The organism is Pseudomonas sp. B424 (assembly GCF_055408345.1).
Genome location: NZ_JBUZTL010000003.1, coordinates 301,170 through 323,558, shown reverse-complemented (window position 1 = coordinate 323,558; position 22,389 = coordinate 301,170). Strand labels below are relative to the sequence as shown.

Annotated in this window: 20 protein-coding genes; 11 read left to right on the top strand and 9 right to left on the bottom strand. The window is 60.8% G+C overall.

Annotation, left to right across the window (positions count from 1 at the left end):
* Positions 1-2: 2 nt before the first annotated feature.
* On the bottom strand, positions 3-521 hold the full coding sequence (locus tag ACZRMS_RS06210) for a glycine cleavage system transcriptional repressor (RefSeq protein ID WP_048361156.1): 519 nt from the start codon (positions 519-521) through the stop codon (positions 3-5).
* A gap of 426 nt (positions 522-947) precedes the next feature.
* Between ACZRMS_RS06210 and ACZRMS_RS06205 the strand changes: the two genes are divergently transcribed.
* Positions 948-3,125: a malate synthase G gene (locus ACZRMS_RS06205; protein WP_463994564.1), complete on the top strand. Its 2,178-nt coding sequence runs from the start codon at positions 948-950 to the stop codon at positions 3,123-3,125.
* A gap of 71 nt (positions 3,126-3,196) precedes the next feature.
* On the opposite strand, the gene ACZRMS_RS06200 is transcribed toward ACZRMS_RS06205, so the two are convergent.
* Positions 3,197-3,637, bottom strand: coding sequence for a response regulator (locus ACZRMS_RS06200; protein WP_463994563.1), 441 nt, complete (start codon positions 3,635-3,637; stop codon positions 3,197-3,199).
* Between the two features lie 291 nt (positions 3,638-3,928).
* Here ACZRMS_RS06200 and ACZRMS_RS06195 point away from each other — a divergent pair, with 291 nt between their 5' ends.
* From ACZRMS_RS06195 to ACZRMS_RS06165, 7 genes are all read left to right on the top strand, one after another.
* Positions 3,929-5,863 carry a putative nucleotidyltransferase substrate binding domain-containing protein gene (locus ACZRMS_RS06195; protein WP_463994562.1) on the top strand — a complete coding sequence of 645 codons (1,935 nt, stop codon included), beginning with the start codon at positions 3,929-3,931 and terminating at the stop codon, positions 5,861-5,863.
* Positions 5,860-6,570 (top strand): 3'-5' exonuclease, encoded by a 711-nt coding sequence (locus tag ACZRMS_RS06190; RefSeq protein WP_463994561.1) that lies wholly within the window; start codon positions 5,860-5,862, stop codon positions 6,568-6,570. The genes ACZRMS_RS06195 and ACZRMS_RS06190 overlap by 4 nt, the downstream gene beginning before the upstream one ends.
* A 222-nt stretch (positions 6,571-6,792) precedes the next feature.
* Positions 6,793-7,317: an RNA polymerase sigma factor gene (locus ACZRMS_RS06185; protein ID WP_463994560.1), complete on the top strand. Its 525-nt coding sequence runs from the start codon at positions 6,793-6,795 to the stop codon at positions 7,315-7,317.
* Positions 7,314-8,291: a FecR domain-containing protein gene (locus ACZRMS_RS06180; RefSeq protein WP_463994559.1), complete on the top strand. Its 978-nt coding sequence runs from the start codon at positions 7,314-7,316 to the stop codon at positions 8,289-8,291. Before ACZRMS_RS06185 ends, ACZRMS_RS06180 begins: the two co-directional genes overlap by 4 nt.
* Before the next feature lie 90 nt (positions 8,292-8,381).
* Positions 8,382-10,796, top strand: a complete 2,415-nt coding sequence (locus ACZRMS_RS06175; RefSeq protein ID WP_463994558.1) for a TonB-dependent siderophore receptor — start codon at positions 8,382-8,384, stop codon at positions 10,794-10,796.
* A gap of 128 nt (positions 10,797-10,924) precedes the next feature.
* On the top strand, positions 10,925-12,037 hold the full coding sequence (locus ACZRMS_RS06170) for a PepSY-associated TM helix domain-containing protein (RefSeq protein WP_463994557.1): 1,113 nt from the start codon (positions 10,925-10,927) through the stop codon (positions 12,035-12,037).
* Positions 12,034-12,210 (top strand): hypothetical protein, encoded by a 177-nt coding sequence (locus ACZRMS_RS06165; RefSeq protein WP_463994556.1) that lies wholly within the window; start codon positions 12,034-12,036, stop codon positions 12,208-12,210. The genes ACZRMS_RS06170 and ACZRMS_RS06165 overlap by 4 nt, the downstream gene beginning before the upstream one ends.
* Positions 12,211-12,304: 94 nt before the next feature.
* On the opposite strand, the gene rloA2 is transcribed toward ACZRMS_RS06165, so the two are convergent.
* On the bottom strand, positions 12,305-12,805 hold the full coding sequence (gene rloA2 / locus ACZRMS_RS06160) for a retropepsin-like aspartic peptidase RloA2 (protein WP_463994555.1): 501 nt from the start codon (positions 12,803-12,805) through the stop codon (positions 12,305-12,307).
* A gap of 186 nt (positions 12,806-12,991) precedes the next feature.
* Between rloA2 and ACZRMS_RS06155 the strand changes: the two genes are divergently transcribed.
* A complete protein-coding gene (locus tag ACZRMS_RS06155; protein ID WP_463994554.1) occupies positions 12,992-13,879 on the top strand; it encodes an acyltransferase in 888 nt (295 codons plus the stop codon).
* A 3-nt stretch (positions 13,880-13,882) separates the two neighbouring features.
* Here ACZRMS_RS06155 and ACZRMS_RS06150 read toward each other — a convergent pair whose 3' ends face one another.
* Positions 13,883-14,440 carry a DUF2780 domain-containing protein gene (locus ACZRMS_RS06150; protein WP_463994553.1) on the bottom strand — a complete coding sequence of 186 codons (558 nt, stop codon included), beginning with the start codon at positions 14,438-14,440 and terminating at the stop codon, positions 13,883-13,885.
* Positions 14,441-14,637: 197 nt separating this feature from the next.
* On the opposite strand from ACZRMS_RS06150, the gene ACZRMS_RS06145 reads away from it, so the two are divergent.
* Both ACZRMS_RS06145 and ACZRMS_RS06140 read left to right on the top strand, forming a co-directional pair.
* Entirely contained in the window at positions 14,638-15,270 is a 633-nt protein-coding gene (locus tag ACZRMS_RS06145) for a sigma-70 family RNA polymerase sigma factor (RefSeq protein ID WP_463994552.1), read from the top strand.
* Positions 15,267-15,941, top strand: coding sequence for an anti-sigma factor (locus ACZRMS_RS06140; RefSeq protein ID WP_463994551.1), 675 nt, complete (start codon positions 15,267-15,269; stop codon positions 15,939-15,941). The genes ACZRMS_RS06145 and ACZRMS_RS06140 overlap by 4 nt, the downstream gene beginning before the upstream one ends.
* 108 nt (positions 15,942-16,049) lie before the next feature.
* Here the strand turns inward: ACZRMS_RS06140 and fdhA are convergent, their stop codons facing one another.
* From fdhA to ACZRMS_RS06115, 5 genes are all read right to left on the bottom strand, one after another.
* Positions 16,050-17,243, bottom strand: coding sequence for a formaldehyde dehydrogenase, glutathione-independent (fdhA, locus tag ACZRMS_RS06135; protein ID WP_463994550.1), 1,194 nt, complete (start codon positions 17,241-17,243; stop codon positions 16,050-16,052).
* A 74-nt stretch (positions 17,244-17,317) separates the two neighbouring features.
* Complete coding sequence (gene purU, locus ACZRMS_RS06130; RefSeq protein WP_463994549.1) at positions 17,318-18,175, bottom strand: formyltetrahydrofolate deformylase; 858 nt, start codon at positions 18,173-18,175, stop codon at positions 17,318-17,320.
* 147 nt (positions 18,176-18,322) lie between these two features.
* On the bottom strand, positions 18,323-18,955 hold the full coding sequence (locus ACZRMS_RS06125) for a sarcosine oxidase subunit gamma (RefSeq protein ID WP_463994548.1): 633 nt from the start codon (positions 18,953-18,955) through the stop codon (positions 18,323-18,325).
* Positions 18,956-19,035: 80 nt separating this feature from the next.
* Positions 19,036-22,053 carry a sarcosine oxidase subunit alpha gene (locus tag ACZRMS_RS06120; RefSeq protein ID WP_463994547.1) on the bottom strand — a complete coding sequence of 1,006 codons (3,018 nt, stop codon included), beginning with the start codon at positions 22,051-22,053 and terminating at the stop codon, positions 19,036-19,038.
* Entirely contained in the window at positions 22,050-22,382 is a 333-nt protein-coding gene (locus tag ACZRMS_RS06115) for a sarcosine oxidase subunit delta (RefSeq protein WP_463994546.1), read from the bottom strand. Before ACZRMS_RS06115 ends, ACZRMS_RS06120 begins: the two co-directional genes overlap by 4 nt.
* Between the last annotated feature and the right edge of the window lie 7 nt (positions 22,383-22,389).

Below are 22,389 nucleotides of genomic sequence, written 5' to 3'. Positions count from 1 at the left end.
CCCTACTCCTCGGTGCTGAATTTGAGATCAACCACCAGCTCATCCGCCAGGGTTTCCAGGCGCTTTTGCAGTACATCCAGCGACAGGGTCAGAGGCACTGCCAAAATCGCCTCGGCATGAAACAGCGGCTCGTTGCTCATCGGCGCGGGCCGCACATCTGTTACCAGCCGCTCCAGATTCACCCCCTGCTCCGTCAGCACCCGGGTGATGTCGCGCACAATGCCGGGGCGGTCGTTGCCCACCAGTTCCATGGCGATGGGCTTCCAGGTGCAGGATTGCTCGATACCGCTTTCGGCAATCAATACCCGAATCCCTTCCTTGGCCAGACTGTGCAGCGCATCGACCAGCTCATCATGGGCTTCGGCAGGCACGCCCACCCGCAGAATCCCGGCAAATTGCCCGGCCATCCTCGACATTCGACTCTCCAGCCAATTGCCGCCATGCTCGGCGATGCATTGAGCAATACGCTCAACCTGCCCGGCCTTGTCCTGGGCAAAGACCGTAATCACAAGATGGTTCATGGCGTGGACTCTCTTATTAGGGGGTCGGTTGAGTATAGGCACTGCCGTCAGTGTGGGAGCGGGCTTGCTCGCGATTCAGGCAGCACGGTCTGACAGGCAAACCAGAGCGATACCATCGCGAGCAAGCCCGCTCCCACAAAAGGTATTGGAAATCACAAATTGTGTACTGTTTTTAGAATTATCCGGGACAACCTGCATATTTCTTGAGAACATCTTGTTCTTCTGCGTGACCGATAGCGTAAAAATGGTCGCAGAACGACGTGATTAGTCTGATTTTCACATCTGCAATTGATCATGTAGTATGCCTCGACGACCACTACATAATTTGCAACATGGTCCGCCAAGGCGTCTGCAATACCCCGCACCACCCCGCCCGCATGAGCCAAGGCGGTGTCAGGCTTTAAATAAAAATGAGTGAGGCAAGCAATGACTGAACACGTTCACGTCGGTGGCCTGCAGGTCGCCAAAGTCCTGTTCGACTTCGTAAACAACGAAGCTATCCCCGGTACCGGCCTCACCGCCGACCAGTTCTGGGCCGGTGCCGACAAGGTCATCAATGACCTGGCACCCAAGAACAAAGCACTGCTCGCCAAACGCGATGACTTGCAGGCGCGGATCGACGCCTGGCACCAGGCTCAGGCCGGCAAGGCCCATGACGCCGTGGCTTATAAAGCCTTCCTCCAGGACATCGGGTATCTGCAGCCAGAAGCCGCAGACTTCCAGGCAACGACGCAAAACGTCGATGACGAAATCGCCCGCATGGCAGGCCCCCAATTGGTGGTGCCGGTGATGAATGCGCGCTTTGCCCTCAACGCCTCGAACGCCCGCTGGGGTTCGCTGTATGACGCGTTGTACGGCACCGATGCCATCAGCGAAGCCGATGGCGCCGCCAAGGGCAAAGGCTACAACAAGGTCCGTGGCGACAAGGTCATTGCCTTCGCCCGCGCCTTTCTCGATGAAGCCGCGCCTCTGGCCGGCGGCACTCACGTTGATTCAACCGGCTACGCCATCGTTGGCGGCGCCTTGCAGGTCACCCTCAAGGGTGGCGCCAGCACCGGCCTGCGCGACACCGCGCAACTGATCGGCTACCACGGATCCGCCGCTGCACCGACCGCCGTGCTGCTCAAGCACAACGGCCTGCACTTCGAAATCCAGGTCGACGCCGCAAGCCCGGTTGGCCAGACCGACGCAGCCGGGGTCAAAGACGTACTGATGGAAGCGGCCCTGACCACCATCATGGACTGCGAAGACTCGGTTGCTGCCGTCGACGCGGATGACAAGGTGGTGATCTACCGCAACTGGCTCGGCCTGATGAAGGGCGACCTGAGCGAACAGGTGTCCAAGGGCGGTGAAACCTTCACCCGCACCATGAACCCGGATCGCGAGTACAGCGCGCCAAACGGCGGCACCGTCAGCCTGCACGGCCGTTCGCTGCTGTTCGTGCGTAACGTTGGCCACTTGATGACCATCGACGCCATCCTGGACAAAGACGGCAACGAAGTGCCGGAAGGCATTCTCGACGGCCTGCTGACCAGCCTGGCCGCGATCCACAGCCTTAATGGCAAGGCCACACGCAGCAACAGCCGCACGGGCTCGGTCTATATCGTCAAACCGAAGATGCACGGCGCTGAAGAAGCCGCGTTCACCAACGAGCTGTTCGGCCGCATCGAAGACGTGCTCAAGCTGCCACGCAACACGCTCAAAGTCGGGATCATGGACGAAGAGCGCCGCACTACGATCAACCTCAAGGCGTGCATCAAGGCCGCCAGCGAGCGTGTGGTGTTTATCAATACGGGCTTCCTGGACCGCACGGGCGACGAGATTCACACCTCGATGGAAGCCGGGCCGATGGTGCGCAAGGCGGACATGAAGGCCGAGAAGTGGATTTCAGCCTACGAAAACAACAACGTCGATGTCGGTTTGAGCACCGGTCTGCAAGGCCGTGCGCAAATCGGTAAAGGCATGTGGGCCATGCCCGACCTGATGGCCGCCATGCTGGAGCAGAAAATCGCTCACCCGCTGGCCGGTGCCAACACCGCCTGGGTGCCATCGCCGACTGCCGCTGCGTTGCACGCACTGCATTACCACAAGGTTGACGTGTTTGCCCGTCAGGCCGAACTGGCCAAGCGCGCCCCGGCATCGGTCGACGACATCCTGACCATCCCGCTGGCCGTCAACCCGCAGTGGACGCCGGAGCAGATCCAGAACGAACTGGACAACAACTCCCAGGGCATTCTGGGTTACGTCGTGCGCTGGATCGACCAGGGCGTGGGTTGTTCAAAGGTTCCGGATATCAACGACATCGGCCTGATGGAAGACCGTGCCACGCTGCGTATCTCCAGCCAGCACATCGCCAACTGGCTGCGACACGGCATCGTCAGCGAAACCCAGGTCATGGAAAGCCTCAAGCGCATGGCGCCGGTGGTCGACCGCCAGAACGCCAACGACGCGCTGTACCGCCCATTGGCGCCGGACTTCGACAGCAACATCGCCTTCCAGGCGGCGGTCGAACTGGTGATCGAAGGCACCCGCCAGCCCAACGGCTACACCGAGCCTGTGTTGCACCGTCGTCGTCGTGAGTTCAAGGCCAAAAACGGTCTGTAAATAACGCCAAACGGTAGATAACAAAAAGCCCCGGTTTCCGGGGCTTTTTTGTATCTGTCAGCGGCAAGCAACTAGATATTCAACTCCTTGCGGACCAGCACCAGCAACTTGTCGGTATCGATAGGTTTAAGCAGAAAGTCCACCACGCTCAGGTGCATGGCATCGATGGCGTCACGCACACTCGCATCGCCCGACATGATGATAATCGGCAAGGCCGCCCGCTCTGATTCGCGTACTTTGCGGATCAGGTGCAAGCCATCGTAGGGCTGCATGCGCAAGTCGGTGAGCATCAGGTGAACCGGCTTCCCGGACGCCAGAAGCGCCAACGCCTGTTCTTCATTGCACGCCTTCAGGCACTCGATTGCGTTGAGCTCCAAAAACTCGGCCAACAGATCACGGGTCAATGGATCATCATCAACAATCAATACACAGGGCGAGAACAATTCAGACGCCTGCATCACCTCTTGTAAGGCCGCGCGCTCGGCGTCGGTCAAAATGTCATGTTCAGTCATACGTTTCTCAAATACATCCGTGTAGGTGAAATATCCCTCCGGTGTACTCCGTACTTCCCACCGTGCGCCAATGTGCACGCAGGCGCATCTATTTCCAAGCATTACGGTACAAGTATGTACAAAAATCATGTACCCGTTCTCACAACACTCAACATAACGCTGCCCATAGACTTACGTCCAATGGGCACCCGCGCGCAGACCGCCGAGCATGAGGGATAGAAACACGCCATGGGGCCCTGCCCTGTCCGGTCATAACAACAACGGTTTACAACCAACAACGCGGTAACAGCAATGAGCAAATCGGATGCGTTTCTCCAGGCAGGGAAGACCGCGGTGCTGCAGAACATTCACGGCACCATGCAGTTCTTGCAGCGATTCCCGCCCTTCAACCAAATGGAAAACACTCACCTGGCTTACCTGGTCGAGCAGTGCCAACTGCGCTTCTATGCCCCGGGTGAAAGCATCATCCGACCGACCGACGGGCCGGTGGAACACTTCTATATCGTCAAGCAGGGCCGCGTGGTGGGCGAACGCACCCATGCCGGCCGCGAGGCCGCCCAGACCACCTTCGAGATCACTGCCGGCGAGTGCTTCCCCCTGGCTGCGCTGCTGGGCGAGCGCGCCACCCGCACCGAACACCGCGCTGCTGAAGATACATTTTGCCTGCAACTGAACAAACCCGCGTTTATCAAACTTTTTGCCCTGTCCGATGAGTTCCGCGACTTTGCCTTGCGTGGCGTCAGCAGCCTGCTCGACAAGGTCAATCAACAGGTCCAGCAAAAAGCCGCCGAAACCCTGGGCACCCAGTATTCGCTCAATACCCGCCTGGGTGAACTGGCCATGCGTCACCCCGTGACCTGCGCCCCGGACACCGCACTGCGCGAAGCCGTGCGCCTGATGCATGAACAGCAAGTGGGCAGCATAGTCGTTGTCAACGAACACAAGGCACCGCTGGGGATCTTCACCCTGCGCGACCTGCGCCAGGTGGTGGCCAGCGGCGTCGAGGATTTCACCCAAGCCATCGAGCTGCACATGACCCCCGGGCCGTTTTACCTGAGCCCCGACCACAGCGCCTTCGACGCGGCCATCGCCATGACCGAGCGGCACATTGCCCACGTCTGCCTGGTCAAGGATCAGCGCCTGTGCGGTGTAGTGTCAGAGCGCGACCTGTTTTCCCTGCAGCGGGTCGATCTGGTGCACCTGGCGCGCACCATCCGCCACGCGCCACGGCTGGACACCCTGATCAACCTGCGCGGCGAAATCGGGCAACTGGTGGAACGCATGCTGGCCCACGGCGCGTCCTCCACACAAATCACCCACATCATTACCCAGCTCAACGACCACACCGTATGCCGGGTTATCGAGCTGGTACTGGCCGACAAGGGCGATCCGGGTGTGCCGTTCACCTGGCTGTGCTTTGGCAGCGAAGGGCGACGCGAGCAAACCCTGCACACCGACCAGGACAACGGCATCCTGTTCGAAGCCAGGGACGCCACCCAGGCCGCAGAAATTCGCCAGCGCCTGCTGCCCATCGCACAACAGATCAACCATCACCTGGCAGCCTGCGGCTTCACTCTGTGCAAGGGCAACATCATGGCCGGCAACCCCGACCTGTGCCTGTCACGTACCGAATGGGCACGCCGCTTTGCCGCCTTTATTCGTGAAACCTCACCCGAAAACCTGTTGGCATCGAGCATCTATTTCGACCTGCGAGTGGTCTGGGGCGATGAACAGGGCTGTGCGCAACTGCGCCGTGGCATCCTTGAACAGGTGGCCGACAACCGTCTGTTCCAGCGCATGATGGCCGACAACGCATTGCGCCATCGCCCGCCCGTGGGGCGTTTCCGTGAGTTTGTGCTGGAACGCAAAGGTGGCGACAAAGCCACCCTCGACCTCAAGGTCCAGGGCCTCACGCCTTTCGTTGACGGTGCGCGCTTGCTGGCGCTGGCCCACGGGGTTGAAGCCAACAACACGCTTGAGCGCCTGCGCCAACTGGTCGCCCTCGAAGTGATCGAACCGCTGGACGGCGCCGCGTATGAAGAGGCCTATCACTTTATCCAGCAGACCCGCATGCAGCAGCACCAACTGCAAACCCGGGAAAACCGCCCGTACTCCAACCGGGTCGACCCGGACAGCCTGAACCAGCTGGACCGGCGCATCTTGCGTGAAGCCCTGCGCCAGGCCCAGCGCCTGCAAAGCAGCCTGGCCCTGCGGTATCAGCTATGAACCTGCTGTCATGGTTATTGCCGCGCAAAAAACCGCAGCTCAGCCCTGAGCAGCAACAGCGCCTGCTGCAACTGCCGCCCGCATCGGGGTTGAGCGACACCACAATACGCAAGCAACGCTGGGTCGTGGTTGACCTGGAAACCAGCGGCCTGAACCTCAATCGCGATCAAGTGCTGTCGATTGGCGCGGTGGTGATTGAAGATGGCGCGATCGACCTGGGCCAGGCGTTTGAACGCACCTTTCTGCGCCCCGATGCCCCCCTCAACCCCAGCGTGCTGCTGCATGGGCTGGGCCCTGCCGCCATTGCCGCAGGCAGCGATCCGGCAGATGCCCTGCTCGACTTCATGGCCTTTGTTGGCGACAGCCCCCTGCTGGCGTTCCATGCGCCGTTTGACCAGCACATGCTTACCCGCGCCCTTAAAGACAGCCTTGGCTACCGTCTGCAACACCCGTTCCTGGATGTGGCGGCACTGGCCCCGATGCTTTGCCCCAAGGTCAATTTGCGCGACGCCGGGCTGGATCAGTGGGTCAACCACTTCAGCCTCCAGATCGAAGACCGCCACAACGCCAGCGCCGACGCCCTGGCCACTGCCGAACTGGCGCTGATCCTGTTCAGCCGCGCCCGCACCCAGGGCATCGACAGCCCACAGGCCCTGCAACAACGGCTGAACCAGTGGCAGCGACGCAAACAGGTGCACAGTTTTTAACCCCCCCCCCGCCTCTGTGGAAGCTGGCTTGCCTGCGATTCAGGCAACCCGGTACATCGCACACACCGCAGCGATCCCATTGCGAGCACACCCGCTCCCGCCGAAAACCTGTCCGCCGATCCAAAGCCATTAACCCCTCATCCGATGAGCGTCAATTGCGTAGGACCATTCGCTCTGACACAATCGCGAATAATTATCGTTAGTTAAAACTTGCAGTCGGTGATGTCTTTGTCGTCAGTCCAAAACCCACACAGTGAGCTGGTTGGAGCGCTTTATCGCGACCATCGCGGCTGGCTGCTGTCGTGGTTACGGCGCAACGTGGCCTGCCCGCAGCGGGCTGAAGACCTGAGCCAGGACACCTTTTTGCGCCTTTTGGGCCGCACCGAACTGCAAGCCCCCCGCGAGCCACGGGCCTTTTTGGCAGCCATCGCCAAAGGGCTGCTGTTTGACTACTTTCGCCGTGCCGCACTGGAACAGGCCTACCTCAACGAGCTGATGCTGATCCCCGAGGCCGAGCAACCCTCACCCGAAGAACAGCAACTGATCCTTGAAGACCTCAAGGCCATCGACCGCCTGCTGGGCAAGCTGTCCAGCAAGTCCCGCGCCGCCTTCCTCTATAGCCGCATCGATGGCCTGACCCACGCCGAAATCGCCGGGCGCCTGGGTGTGTCGGTGCCCCGTGTGCGCCAATACCTGGCCCAGGGCATCCGCCAGTGCTACATCGCTCTGTATGGCGAGCCAACATGAAGCCGGTCAGTTCAAAACCGGTCTCGGCCCAGGTGCTGGACGCCGCCATTGCATGGCAGTTGTGCCTGGATTGCGGCAATGGCAGCGACGTGGAACAGGCCGAATTCACCAAGTGGTACAGCGCCAGCGACGAGCACGCCCGCGCCTGGCTGCAACTGGGCATGCTCGACCACCGCTTCAGCACTGCCAGCGTCCCGGCACGCAACGCCTTGCTCAAGGCCCGCACTGGCGTGCAGGAACGGGTACGCAAAATCGGCAGCGGCCTGGCCAGTGTCGCTCTGGCGTGCGGGCTGGCGTTGTTCGCCGGTAAAAATTACCTGCCGATCGATTACTGGATGGCCGACCAACGCACCGCCACCGGTGAACAGCGCCAGTTGCGACTGGCCGATGGCACGCTGCTGAACCTCAATACCCACAGCGCAGTCGATGTGCGGTTTGATGACTCGACCCGCCGAATCATCCTGCAAGAAGGCGAGATCATGGTTGAGACCGGCCATGGTGATCCCCGACCGTTTATCGTACAAACCCGCGATGGCAGCCTGCGCGCATTGGGCACACGGTTCATGGTCAAGCGCGAAGACGACGGCACGCGCCTGAGCGTGTTGCAATCGCGGGTCGAGGCGCATCCTGAAAACAGCGTCGAACAAACGATCTACAACGAAGGCCAGCAAGTGCTGATGCACCGCGACCGGCTTGGCCAGATGCTGGCCGTCAGCCCCGGGGCCGACGCCTGGACACGGGGCATGCTGGTACTCGACAACGTGCGCCTGGCCGACATGGTCAGTGAACTCAATCGCTACCAACGGGGCCACCTGGGTGTAGACCCCGAAGTGGCCGACCTGCGCATCACCGGCAGCTTCCCGCTGAACAACATCGAACTGGCACTCAATGCCCTGATGCCGACCTTGCCGGTACAGATCCAGCAGCGCACGCCATGGTGGGTCACTGTCAGTCCCAAGCCTCTGGCGAACTGAATCTAAATTATTTTCAATCAGCCCTATCACTTTTCAAATCTCATTCGGCAGATAGGCATTGAGAAACATTTCCATTCAGGAACCCGCCGAATGTCCCGCACCCTCGACACGTTTTTGCGCCCCAGCCTGTTAGCCGTCGCCATTGCCTTTAGCGCCCCGCTGACCAGCACCCTGCTGATCGCCGCCGAGCAGGCATCGTCTGCGCGCAACTACAACCTGCCAGCCGGACCGTTGGCGGCCACCCTGAACCAGATCGCCAGCCAGGCCGGCATCACCCTGGCCATCGACTCGTCCCTGCTGGCGGGCAAAACTTCGGCGCCGGTAAACGGCCAGCTCGAAGCCACAACGGCACTGCGTGAAGCGTTGCGGGGGAGTGGGTTGCAGCTGCAACAGAGCGGTAGCGGCAGCTACACCCTGGTGCCAGTGGTTGAAGGCGCCTTGACGCTGGGCGACGTGAACGTCAACGCCAGTGCGGTGACAGAGGGCTCGGAAGCGGCCGGTTACGTCAGCGAAAACCTCAGCAACGTCGGCGCCCTGGGCGGGATGAAACTGCAGGACACGCCGTACTCCATGAGCGTGACCTCCCAGGCCCTGCTCAAAAACATGCAGGCCACCTCGCTGGATGACGTGTTCAAGCGCAACCCGTTCACTCAGATGTTTTCCCCCACCGGTGCGGGCTATGCGAGTGCCGTGAACATCCGGGGTTTCAGCGGCGCGGGTAACCTGAACATTGCCAACGATGGCCTGCGTTTCAGCACACTCGCGGACGCGGGCAACTATCTCGAAGAAACCGAACAGCTCGAAGTAATCACTGGCCTGACCGGCTTTTTGTATGGTCCCGCCTCGCCCGGCGGCCTGGCCAACTACGTGCTTAAGCGCCCGACCTACGAAAACTATCGCAGCGTGACCCTGGGCAATGCCGGCGGGGAGAACTATTACCTGCACGGCGACTTCGGCGGCAAAATCGACGATGAAGGCAAATTTGCCTATCGCCTGAACCTGCTGACTCAAGACGGCGAAACCGCAATCGACATGCAGAAGCGTCGCCGCGAGCTGATCAGCCTCGCCGTGGACTGGAACGTCAGCGACGACCTGCAAATCCAGTTCGACGCATCGCACAAGAAAACCCAGATCCGCGGCCTGACCAGCTATTGGTACTTTAATGACCAGGCTCTGCGTCCACGCGCTTCGCAGCTCGACAACAACAAGCTGTACAGCCAGAAATGGTCATTCTCGGATAACGAAACCGACAAGGGCGGAATTCGCGCCACGTGGCGCCTGAACGACACCTATACCCTGCGCGGCGCCATTGCCACCCAGAAGTTCACCGAAGAAAACACCTACACCGGCCCGACTGTTTCCAGCCCCGGGGTTTACACCCAGCCGCTGTACGCCTTCGCGCCGATTGAACATGTCGAGAACTCCGCCTACCTCTTCCTTGATGCGGCCTTCGATACAGGCGCCATTGGCCACAAGATGACCTTGGGTTATCAGGGCAACAACTCACGCATTCGTCAGTACGAAGACCATGTTCCCAGCTCCCCTCCGCAATACGTCGACGTGGGCGGCGGCCCCTTGCCGTTTGGCAGCAGTGAGCAAGTCGGTAAACCCAGCTACTCGATCGGCAATGGCAATCAGCGGCTGGCGAGCACCTCCGAAACCAATAACTTCCTGATCGGCGACGTCATCACGTTCAACGATCAATGGTCGAGCATCCTCGGCGTGACCCGTACCCAGATCAAGTCTTATGCCAATGACTTCGTCTACTCCACACCAGCGAAAAAAACCCGCTACGACGAGAGCAAAACTTCGCCCAGCGTTTCGCTTATCTACAAACCAGTGCCTTGGCTGACCACGTACGCGACGTACATTGAAGGGCTACAAGCAGGCGGAACGGCTCCCTGGAACGCAATCAACTCAGGTGAAATATTTGCGCCACAGGTCAGCAAACAATACGAAGTAGGTGCCAAGGCCACCGTGGGCGAAACGCTGTTTACCCTGGCCTTGTTCAATATCGAAAAGCCCAACGGCTTCCTCAACGAGACAATGATTTACACCGAAAGCGGCAAGCAGGTGAACAACGGCCTGGAGTTCAGCGTGACCGGCAAGGTCACACCGGAACTGACAGTGGTCGGCGGGTTTACCTTGCTTGATCCGAAGGTCAAGGACGCCGATTCCAAGGCCAACGATGGCAACGCCCCGGTCGATGTGGCCAAACAACTGGCCAAGGTCTATGCCGAATACGACATCAATACCGTCCCCGGCCTTGCGCTGACCGGCGGTGCGTTCTACACCGGCAAGCAATACACCGACGTTGCCAACGACTATCAGCTGCCGTCGTTCACCACCTTCGATGCCGGTGCGCGTTACCGCATGAAGATTTCGGAAAACGATCTGACCTTGCGCATGAACGTCAGCAACCTGGCCAACAAAGAATATTGGCTCAACAGCCATTACATTGGCGACCCGCGCACCGTGCAATTTTCGGCGCAGCTGGAGTTCTAAACCACTGTATTGAAATGTCCCCCGTGGGAGCGAGCCTGCTCGCGATGCAAACAACTCGGTGTACCTGACAAACCGGGGGAGATGCTTTCGCGAGCAGGCTCGCTCCCACAGAGACGTTATGGAGCTTCATGAAAAGCAAAACCATCCGCCGCTGGTCTTTTATCCACACCTGGACCAGCCTGATTTGCACCGCATTTTTGCTGATGCTCGCGCTGACCGGCCTGCCGCTGATTTTTCACCATGAAATCGATCACCTGCTGGGCAACAGCCCTGAGCTGCGTGAGATGCCAGCCGATACGCCGCGCCTCAATCTGCAACAACTGGTCAGCGCCGCCCAGGCCCACCGTCCCAACGAGGTGATGCAGTACTTCGGCAGTGAAGACGACGAACCCAACGCCGTCATCGCAATCATGGCCGCCACCGCTGGCACCGAGCCCAATTCGTCCCACACCTTTATGCTCGATGCGCGCACCGGCGAAGCGCTGGAGCTGCCGTCAGCCAACGGCGGAATCATGATGGTCATGCTGCGCCTGCACGTGGACATGTTTGCCGGGCTGCCCGGCAAGCTGCTGCTGGCCTTCATGGGGCTGTTGTTTGTGCTGGCAATCATCTCCGGCGCAGTGCTGTACCTGCCGTTTATGCGCCGCCACGAATTCGCGACCGTGCGCGCCGACAAGTCCACACGCCTGCGCTGGCTCGACCTGCACAACCTGATTGGCGTCGTGACCCTGACCTGGGCCCTGGTGGTGGGCGTGACCGGTGTGATCAGCGCCTGTGCCGACCTGATCATCGCCGCCTGGCGCACTGACAGCCTCAGCGCCATGACCGAGCCCTACCGGGGTGCGCCGCCACTGACGCACCTGGCCCCCGCCGATCGCCTGCTGGACATCGCCGACGAAGCCGCGCCCGGCATGCGCCCGGACTTTATTGCCTTCCCCGGCACCCGGTTCTCCAGCGAGCACCATTACGCGGTCTTTATGAAAGGCGGCACTCACCTGACTGCGCACCTGCTGACGCCGGTACTGATCGACGCCACAACCCTCAAGGTTACCGCCGTGGGCGAGCGCCCGTGGTACATGGACGCCATGGGCATGTCCCAGCCGCTGCACTTTGGCGACTACGGCGGCATGCCGATGAAAATCCTGTGGGCGGCCCTCGATCTGCTGACCATCGTGGTGCTCGGCAGCGGCCTGTACCTGTGGTGGGTGCGGCGACGCGCAGCCAGGGAGAACGCTCAATGAAACCGCGTCAGTCGAACTTCTGGAAGGTGTTCTCCATCCCGCTGGCGATCGGGCTTGTCTGCGTGACCGGACTGTTCAGCGCGCTATTGGGTGACGGCGCGTGGGATGTACTGAGCTGGATTGGCTTGGGCATTCCGGTGTGGGTCAGCGTGCGCGGGCTGCTCAAGCGCTGAGCAGGTGGGAGCTGGCTTGCCCGCGATGGTATCGACTCGGTCTTGCAGTTAAATCGCGTCGATACCATCGCGGGCAAGCCCGCTCCCACCTAAATCAGCAATCGGGCTTGTCTGCCGTGTAACGACGCGCCGGGTTCACCGCTGCACCGAACTCACGCAAGGCCTTGGCACCGATCAGCAGCGGGTAGTTGAAGCTGCTGCGGTCGGTAAGGTTGACCTCTACCGTGCGTTTGACGTTGCCCAGGCACATCTCCAGATCGACTACCGGGCGCTTGGCGCTTTCGGGGACATCCTTCTCGTCGTCTTCATCAGAGCGGCTTTTGATTTTGCTGATGCGCGCCACCTTGTGCTCGTACACCTTGTTGCTCGCGCCCTCGGTCGCCAGCTGAAAGCGCACCCACTCGTCACCATCACGGGTGAAGGTCTGGATGTTTCTGGCCGACAACGACGCGGTCAGGGCGCCGGTGTCCATCTTGGCTTTAAGGGTCTCACCGATTTCCGGCAGCTTGATGTATTCGTAACGCCCGTAAAGGGTCGGCTCGGCGGCCATCACCGGCAACGCCAAGAGGGACAACAAGACTAGAACAGACTTCATGGAGGCAGTTTCCTTTTGAACGTGCAGGTTAGACCCTGAGGCCGGATTTGGTTCGATTGCTCGACGTGGCAACGGCTACAAAAGCACGTTAGACCACCACGCGTGAAACATTCGTCAGCACGCCGATTTGGCGTTCCAGACTGCCCTGCTTATCATGGCCAGCCCTTAAACGTTCAAGAGTTGCTTATGCGCCGCCTGCTCACCGGCTGTCTGGTCACCCTGTTATTGCTCTGTAACACCCTGCTCCTGTTCGGGCCCTTGATGCTGTTTGCCCTGCTCAAACTGGTATCGCCGGGCCGTCTGCGCGACTACAACTCGCGGGCAGTCATGTGGATCGCCGAGACCTGGTCAGAGATCGACAAACGTATTTTTGCCCTGTGCCTGCCCACCCTATGGGACATTCGCGGTGCCGAAGGCCTGAGCCGTGATACCTCGTATCTGGTGATCAGCAATCACCAGTCGTGGGTCGATATCCCCGCTCTGATGCAGGGCCTGAACCGACGCACACCGTTCTTCAAATTCTTCCTCAAAAAAGAACTGATCTGGGTGCCCTTTCTGGGCCTGGCCTGGTGGGCACTCGACTACCCGTTCATGAAGCGCTACTCCAAAGCCTTCCTGGCCAGGCACCCGGAACTCAAGGGCCAGGACCTCAAGATCACCCGGGCCGCCTGCGAGCTGTTCAAGCGCCAGCCGGTCACTGTGGTCAATTACCTTGAGGGCACGCGCTTTACCCCGGCCAAACGCGCGCTACAGCATTCGCCCTACACCTACCTGCTCAAGCCCAAGGCGGGCGGCGTGGCATTTGTGCTGGCAGCCTTGGGCGAACAGCTGGATGCCGTGCTCGACGTGACCGTGGTGTACCCACAGGCAAAGATTCCGGGTTTTTGGGCATTGATCAGCGGGCAGGTGCCCAAGGTGATTGTCGACATACAGACCCGCGAACTGGACGCGGCGTTATGGCAGGGAGATTACGAGAACGATCCGGTGTTTCGTGAGCATGTCCAGAGCTGGGTCAACCAGCTCTGGATCAAGAAAGACCAGCGCATCAGCACCTTGCGTGCCGAGCTCGGTTAATTCTTAGACGCCCCAGGCGCTACCCAGCTTGCCCAGCAGCGAAGTGCCGACGCCCTGGCCACCCAGGTACTGAAGAATGATCGGTGCGAATTGGCCGATCATGCCGCTGTCCATGCCCAGGGCTTTGAACGCGTCGTCCAGTTGTGCAGTGTTAGACACATTGCTGACCGCGCTGGTGGCAGCCGAGCTGACGCCATCGGACTTGCCCAGCAAACCGCCCAGCTGGCTCAACTGGCCCAGCGCACCCGCGCCGGACAATTTGCTGATGCCCGGGACTTTATCGGTCAATGCCGAATAGTCGGTCGGGGCCAATTGGTTCTTGGCCAGGCTCAGCATCGCACCCACACCGCCCGCAGCCTGTTCAGGCTTGACGTTCAGCTTGGACAACTCGCTCAACAGGCCTGCTGCCTGCAGCGACTTGTCCGTGCTCGCGCCATTGCCGTTGCCGCCCTGCACCTGAGCAGCGATACCCGCCACGTCGCTCATGCTGAAACCTGCAAACACCGGGCTTGCCGCCACAGTCATCAATGTTGCCAGTGCCACGCCGCTCAACTTTTTCATCGCATCAACCTCATAGAACCCAAAAACTGCCCCGCTTTAACGGAGCAGTAAAACTGTGTATTTGACCCGCCATCCCGGCAGATGTTCCCAAGTGCCACTATCGGGTCAAACGGGCCGCAATCTTAATTGAAAAAAAGGCAGGTGTACTGCATCCGCTTTGCCCGGGCATGCGTATATCCGGCATCGAGGTACTGCCCATGATTGGAACAACCCTGCATCCTGAACTACGCTCAGCCAGAAATAGGCCCTACACGGTCGCAAAGACTGACTGGAGCACTGTTATCAGCATCGCCGACGCCGATCACCTCACACAGCTTTTGGCCCAGTGCGCGCTGGGCAACCGACGCGCCTTCGAAAGCCTGTACCGCAACGTTGCTCCGTACCTGCACAGCGTTGCGCTGCGCTGCATGGGCCGTCGCGACCTGGCCGAAGAGGTGGTGCAAGAAAGCTTTGTACGCATCTGGCATAACGCCGTGCGCTATCAGGCGCACCAGTCTGCACCCATGACCTGGATGGTCAGCATCACCCGTCATCAGGCCATCGACCAACTGCGCAAATACCGCGAGCAACCCCTGAACGACCTGCAACAGGATGCCCTGGCAGACGAAGCCCCCAGCGCCCACGACCAGTTGAACAGCGACCGCGAAGCCAGTGCCCTCAACCATTGCCTGGAGCAGCTCGACCGCCAGCAGCGCCAGTCCATCACCATTGCCTACTTTCACGGGCTCAGCGCCAGCGAGCTGGCAGAGCAGTTGGCGGCGCCCCTGGGCTCAGTCAAATCCTGGATTCGGCGGGGCATGGAGCGTCTGCGCAGGTGCCTGGAATCATGAACTATCAGACCCCCGGCCTGCGCCGTGCGCTGGCCGCCGATTACGCCATCGGCCTGATGCCGGCCACCGCCCGCAGACGCTTTGAGCACTTGTTGCTGGACGATGCCGCCCTGCGTGCCGAAGTGGCCGGATGGGAAGCCAGCCTGGCCAGCCTGACCGAACCGCTGGCCGAGCAACCGGTACCTGAACATGTGTGGCAGGCCATCGTCGCGCGCATCGAGCCGCAAAAACTTCACGTGCCTGAAAAACGTCCGTTCTGGACCGGGCTGCGTATCGGCGCGGCGGCATGTGCATTGGTCATCGCTGCGACCCTGGGCCTGCTCTACAACCACGACAGCGTCCAGTACAACGCCACCTTGCTCAGCGGCACGGCACAGCCCGGCCTGCGCATCGAAGCACACGCCGATTACTTGGACATTGAGCCGCTGGAACTGGCCAGCGTAGAGGCAGGGCGTAGTCTGGAACTGTGGGCAATTGCGGTGGATGGGAAACCGGTGTCTCTGGGTCTGATTCCCCAGGCAGGTGGTGGACGGCTGGCGCTTGGCCAAAGCCAGCAGCAATTGATCAGGTCTTCGGTGGTACTTGCCGTGAGCCTTGAACCCCAAGGCGGGTCGCCGACCGGGCAGCCAACTGGCCCTGTGCTGTATCAGGGCCCGCTGGCCAGTCTATGAAACACACTGACGTGTGGGAGCGGGCTTGCTCGCGATTGCAGCACCTCGGTTATTCAGATGTACCGAGTGGTTTGCATCGCGAGCAAGGTCGCTCCCTCAGGGTCACGCCTAGCTGAACATTTTGTGCGGGTCGATCACAAACTTCTTCGGTACACCGGCATCGAACTCGCCATAACCCCGTGGCGCGTCGTTCAGGCTGATCACTTCCACGCCGACGATGTCGGCAATTTTGATCCGGTCCCACATGATGGCTTGCATCAGCTGACGGTTGTATTTCATTACCGGGGTCTGGCCAGTGTGGAAGCTGTGGGATTTGGCCCAGCCCAGGCCAAAGCGAATGCTCAGGCTGCCCATTTTCGCTGCGGCATCGACTGCACCCGGGTCTTCGGTGACGTACAGGCCCGGGATGCCGATTTTACCCGCCACCCGCACCACGCCCATCAACGAGTTGAGCACGGTGGCCGGAGCTTCGTGTTTGACCCCGTCATGGCCGTGACCGCGAGCCTCAAAGCCCACCGCATCCACCGCGCAATCCACTTCAGGTTCACCCAGCAGATCGGCGATTTGTTCGTGCAGAGGGGTGTCTTTGGACAGGTCGGCGATTTCAAAACCCTGGGCCTTGGCGTGGGCCAGGCGGATCGGGTTGACGTCACCGACAATCACCACTGCCGCCCCCAGCAAACGCGCTGAAGCTGCCGCCGCCAGCCCCACCGGGCCCGCACCGGCGATATACACCGTGCTGCCGGGGCCGACGCCCGCAGTCACTGCGCCGTGGTAGCCGGTGGGCAGAATGTCGGAGAGGCACGTCAGGTCGCGAATTTTTTCCATCGCGGCATCGCGGTCCGGCAACTTGAGCAGGTTGAAATCGGCATAAGGCACCAATACATATTCAGCCTGACCGCCGACCCAGTCGCCCATGTCCACGTAACCATATGCGCCGCCGGGACGGGCCGGGTTGACGGTCAGGCATACACCGGTGTTTTGTTCCTTGCAGCTGCGGCAACGCCCGCACGCCACGTTGAACGGCACCGACACCAGATCGCCGACTTTCAGATGTTCCACATCGCGCCCGGCCTCGATCACCTCGCCGGTGATCTCATGCCCCAGCACCAGCCCGGTTTGCGCCGTGGTGCGGCCACGCACCATATGCTGGTCGGAACCACAGATATTGGTCGACACCACCCGCAGAATCACGCCGTGGTGAATGGGCTTGCCTTGAGGGTTCTGCATCTTCGGGAAAGGAATGCTTTGCACTTCAACCTGGCCATTGCCCAGGTACACCACACCGCGGTTGTCAGCCATCGTATTCACCCTTAGTTGTTGTTGGAGGGAGTTACTTGCAGCTTGCTGCGTGCAGCTTAGAACTTGCCGCGCCGTCAGAGCACCACCGTACGACCTCCATTTAGGAAAACGCGCCGCTCTATGTGATAGCCCACACCTCGGGCCAGGGTCTGGGCTTCGATGTCGCGCCCCTTGGCGATCAAGTCTTCGGGGTAATAGCTGTGATCAACCGCCTCCACCCCCTGAGCGATGATCGGGCCTTCGTCCAGGTCGTTATTGATGTAATGCGCCGTGGCGCCCACCAGCTTGACCCCCTTCTCGTAGGCCTGGTGATAGGGTTTGGCACCTTTGAAACCGGGCAGCAACGAGTGGTGGATATTGATCGCCTTGCCGTCGAGCTTGCGGCACAGCTCGGGGGACAGCACTTGCATATAGCGGGCGAGGATCACCAGTTCGGCGCCGGTGTCTTCGATCACTTGCCACACCCTGGCCTCTTGCGCCGGCTTGTCAGTCGGGTCCAGGGCGAAGTGGTGATAGGGGATGTCGTGCCAGCGGGCCAGCGGTTCCAGATCGGGGTGGTTGGACACCACGGCCACTACGTCCATCGACAACTGGCCGATGCGCTGGCGGTACAGCAGGTCGTTAAGGCAGTGGTCGGCCTTGGACACCATGATCAGCACTTTGGGCCGGTGATGGGGCGGCGTCAGTTCGAAGGTCATGCCGAAGGCCTGGCCACGCTCGGCCAGACCCGCGCGAAACTGGTGTTCGTCGAAGCCGTCGGGCTGGCGAAATTCGACACGGATGAAGAATCGGGCGGAGCGCTGATCGTCGAAGGAGTGGTGCTCGGTGACGTAGCAGCGATGCTCGAACAGATAACGCGTCACCGCATCCACCGTGCCCAGAAGGCTCGGGCAGTCCGCGGTAAGAATCCAGGTATCGGGGGCGCGGCTCATGGGGTGCTCCTTGATTGTTGTTGGAACGCACACGACCTCTGTGGGCGCGGGCTTGCTCGCGATGCAAACAACGCGGTACATCCGGCTGACCGTGGTGTTGCAATCGCGAGCAGGCCCGATCCCACAGAGGCGCAGGCAGGATCATATTTACGCTTCGACGTTCAGCCCGTACTCCGCTGCCGCATCCTGCAACCATAGCCACCAATAATCCGAAAAGCTGCGCCGGATCAGCAGTTCCCAGGTGTCTTCGCCGGTATGGCGGATCACCAGCTGTGATTTGGCAAACACCGTCCCTACTGCCTTACCCACCGGGAAGTTATCCGGATGCACGTCATAGCTGGTGGATTTCATCAGTACCTGGCGCACATTCGGTCCGCTCAGTTCCAGCAGTTGTTGCCCGCCGCTGACGTTGACCACCGAGATATGCAGCCCGGCCAGCGCCGCCCGCAACGCTTGTTCCACGGCGAATTCCTGGCCGCCGGGGACGATCAGCAACCACTCATCCGGCCCCATCCATTGCAGCGAGGTTTCGCCCTTCGCCACCAGACTCAGGGCCACGGGCAGTTCCAGGCCCAGGGCCTTGTGCACGCCTTCGGCAAAGGCCGGGTCTTTGGCGTCGCCGCGCAGGGTCAGATGGCCCAGCAATTTTTTCTCGCGCACGGTCACACCCGGATTTTTACGGCCCTTGCCGATCAGGCCGGCGAGGTTGGCGTGGTGCAGCGATGACTCGGCTTTCGCGCCCGAGTCCGGGCGCTGTTGGTAAACGTTGGCTGTGGTCATGGGTCACCCGTTAGCAATGTTGTGTTGATTGACTCCCACCATTCCCCGTGGGAGCGAGCCTGCTCGCGAAAGGGCTCCACTCAAATATTCTGCCGTTCGCCTTTCGGGTCGAAGAACACCGAAGACACGATTTCAGCCTCAATCACGCTGCCATCCGCTTGCGGTGAGAACACCCGCTCACCGATGCGCTTCAAGCCACCCTTGACCACACCCATGGCAAACGAATAACCCAGTGAGTTGTGGGCATAGCTGGACGTCACGTGACCGACCATCGTCATCGGGATCGTCTGCTTTGGGTCGAACACCAGTTGCGCGCCTTCCGGCAGCCATTTGGTCCCGTCGACAGGCTTGAGCCCCACCAGTTGCTTGCGCTGGTCACGCACGCAGTCTTCGCGGTTCATCCCGCGCCAGCCGATCCACGAGAACGGTTTGGTGCGGCCCACACACCAGCCCATGTTCAGGTCATCCGGGGTCATGGAGCCGTCGGTGTCCTGGCCGACGATGATGAAACCCTTCTCGGCCCGCAGCACGTGCATGGTCTCGGTGCCGTAGGGGGTGAGGTTGTATTGCTTGCCCGCCTCGACGATTTTTTCCAGTACGCCCATCCCGTAGTCGGCCTGGATATTGACCTCGTACGACAGCTCGCCGGTAAACGAGATACGGAACACCCGCGCCGGTACACCGCCCACCAGACCTTCCTTCCAGGTCATGAACGGGAACGCTTCGCGGTCCAGATCGATGTCGGTCACTTCGCTCAGCAGCTTGCGGCTGTTGGGGCCGGACAGGGTCAGGGTCGCGTAGTGGTCGGTGACCGAGGTGAAGTACACCTTCAGCTCCGGCCACTCGGTCTGCTGGTAGATTTCCAGCCATTGCAGCACGCGGGCCGCGCCGCCGGTGGTGGTGGTCATTACAAAATGGTTGTCGGCCAGACAGGCCGTTACGCCGTCGTCGAAGACCATGCCGTCTTCTTTGCACATCAGGCCGTAGCGGGCCTTGCCGACGTCGAGTTTGGTCCAGGCATTGGTGTAGATGCGGTTCAGGAATTCCCGCGCATCCGGGCCCTGGATGTCGATTTTGCCCAGGGTCGAAGCATCGAGAATACCGACGCTGTCACGCACCGCCTGGCACTCGCGCTTGACCGCTGCGTGCAGGTCTTCGCCGTTACGCGGGAAGTACCACGGGCGTTTCCACTGGCCGACGTCCTCAAACTCGGCGCCCTGTTTGACGTGCCAGGCTTGCAGCGCGGTGTAACGCACGGGCTCGAAAATGTGCCCGCAATGCCGGCCCGCCACTGCGCCAAACGTGACCGGCGTGTAGTTGGGGCGGAACATGGTGGTGCCCATCTGCGGGATGGTCACGTTCAGCGAACGCGCCGCAATGGCCAGCCCGTTGACGTTGCCCAGCTTGCCCTGGTCGGTGCCAAAGCCCAGCGCGGTGTAGCGTTTGACGTGCTCGACCGATTCAAAGCCTTCACGGGTGGCCAGTTCGATGGCGGCGGCCGTGACGTCGTTTTGCAGGTCGACAAATTGCTTGGGAGCCCGCGCCGTGGCTTTTTCGTGGGGCACTTGAAACAGTGCCAGCGTGGGTTCCTGATGCAGGTTCAGGGCTTTGGGCAACACGCCCTCAACCGGTTTGAACCCGGCTTCACTGGCCGCGCGCACGCCGCCTTCAAAACCATCGGCCAGGCTGTCGCCGAGGGGATAAACGCCGTTGATGCCGCCCACGCACACCCGTTTTTGCGGGGCTTCGCCAGGTACGAAACCCAGGATGTCTTCACGCCAGGTCGGCTTGCCGCCCAGGTGTGAGGCCAGGTGCACCACCGGGCTGTAACCGCCCGAAGTCGCCACCAGATCGCACTCCAGCCATTCGCCGGGGCTGGCGACGCTGTGGGATTTAAGGTCAATCGCCGCCACTCGGGCGCCGGTCACGTGTTTGCTGCCACGGGTTTCGATCACCGCGCTGCCCGTCAAAATGCGAATGCCCTTGGCCCGGGCTTCTTCGACCAGCGAGCCGCGCGGGTTGCTGCGGGCATCGGCAATTGCGACCACCTGCTGGCCTGCATCCAGCCAATCCAGTGCGACACGATACGCATGATCGTTGTTGGTACTGAGCACCAGTTTTTTACCCGGTACCACGCCGTAGCGGCGCACGTACGTGGACACCGCGCCCGCCAGCATATTGCCCGGCACGTCGTTGTTGCCGTACACCAATGGCCGCTCGCACGCGCCGGTGGCCAGCACCACGCGCTTGGCCCGCACCCGGTGGATACGCTGACGCACCTGGCCAATGGGCGCACGGTCACCCAGATGGTCGGTGAGGCGTTCGTGAATGGTCAGGAAGTTGTGATCGTGATAGCCGTTAACCGTGGCCCGTGGCAGCAGCACTACCTCAGGCAACGTCTTGAGTTCGGCAATCACCTTGGCCACCCATTCCATCGCCGGTTTGCCATCCAGGCTTTCACGACTGTCGAGCAGGCTGCCGCCGAACTCTTCCTGCTCATCGGCCACGATCACCCGCGCGCCGCTGCGTGCCGCCGCCAGTGCCGCGGCCAAACCCGCAGGGCCTGCACCGACGATCAGCACGTCGCAGTGGTGGTTCAGGTAGTCATAGGTATCGGGATCGTTCTGGGTCGGCGAACGGCCCAGACCTGCAGCCTTGCGGATGTACTTCTCGTAAGTCATCCAGAACGACTGTGGGTACATAAAGGTTTTGTAGTAGAAACCCGGCGGCATCAGCTTGCCGCCGACCTTGCCCAAAATTCCCATCACGTCGTTGTTCACGTTGGGCCAGCCGTTGGTGCTGGCGGCCACCAGGCCTTGATACAGCGCCTGTTGTGTGGCGCGCACGTTGGGGATTTGCGTGGCTTCGGTGGCGCCGATTTGCAGCACCGCGTTGGGTTCTTCGGCACCGGCGGCATAGATGCCCCGTGGCCGGGAATATTTGAAGCTGCGGCCAATCACGTCCACGCCGTTGGCCAGCAAGGCTGCGGCCAGGCTGTCGCCCTCGTAGCCCTGGTATTGCTGACCGTTGAACGTAAAGGTCAGCACTTTGCTGCGATCGACGCGGCCGCCGTTAGGCAGGCGATGGGTCTGGCTCATACCTTTTCTCCCTGCTCGCGAGTGGCCGTGGTGGTCAAGGGTGCCGCCTTTTCAGTGAACTGCGGCTGGGTGCCGATCAGGTAGGTTTCAAGAATTTCATAGGTCACGGTGTTGCGCGTGGCGTTGAAAAACTGACGGCAACCGGCGACGTGGTTCCACAGCTCGTGGTGCAGGCCCCGTGGGTTGTCGCGAAAAAACAGGTAGTCGCCCCACTCGGCGTCGGTGCAGACGCTGGGGTCAAGAGGGCGCGGGATATGCGCCTGGCCGCTGGCATGGAATTCCTCTTCGGAGCGCAATTCGCCGCAATGGGGACAGAAGATATGGAGCATGGGTGTT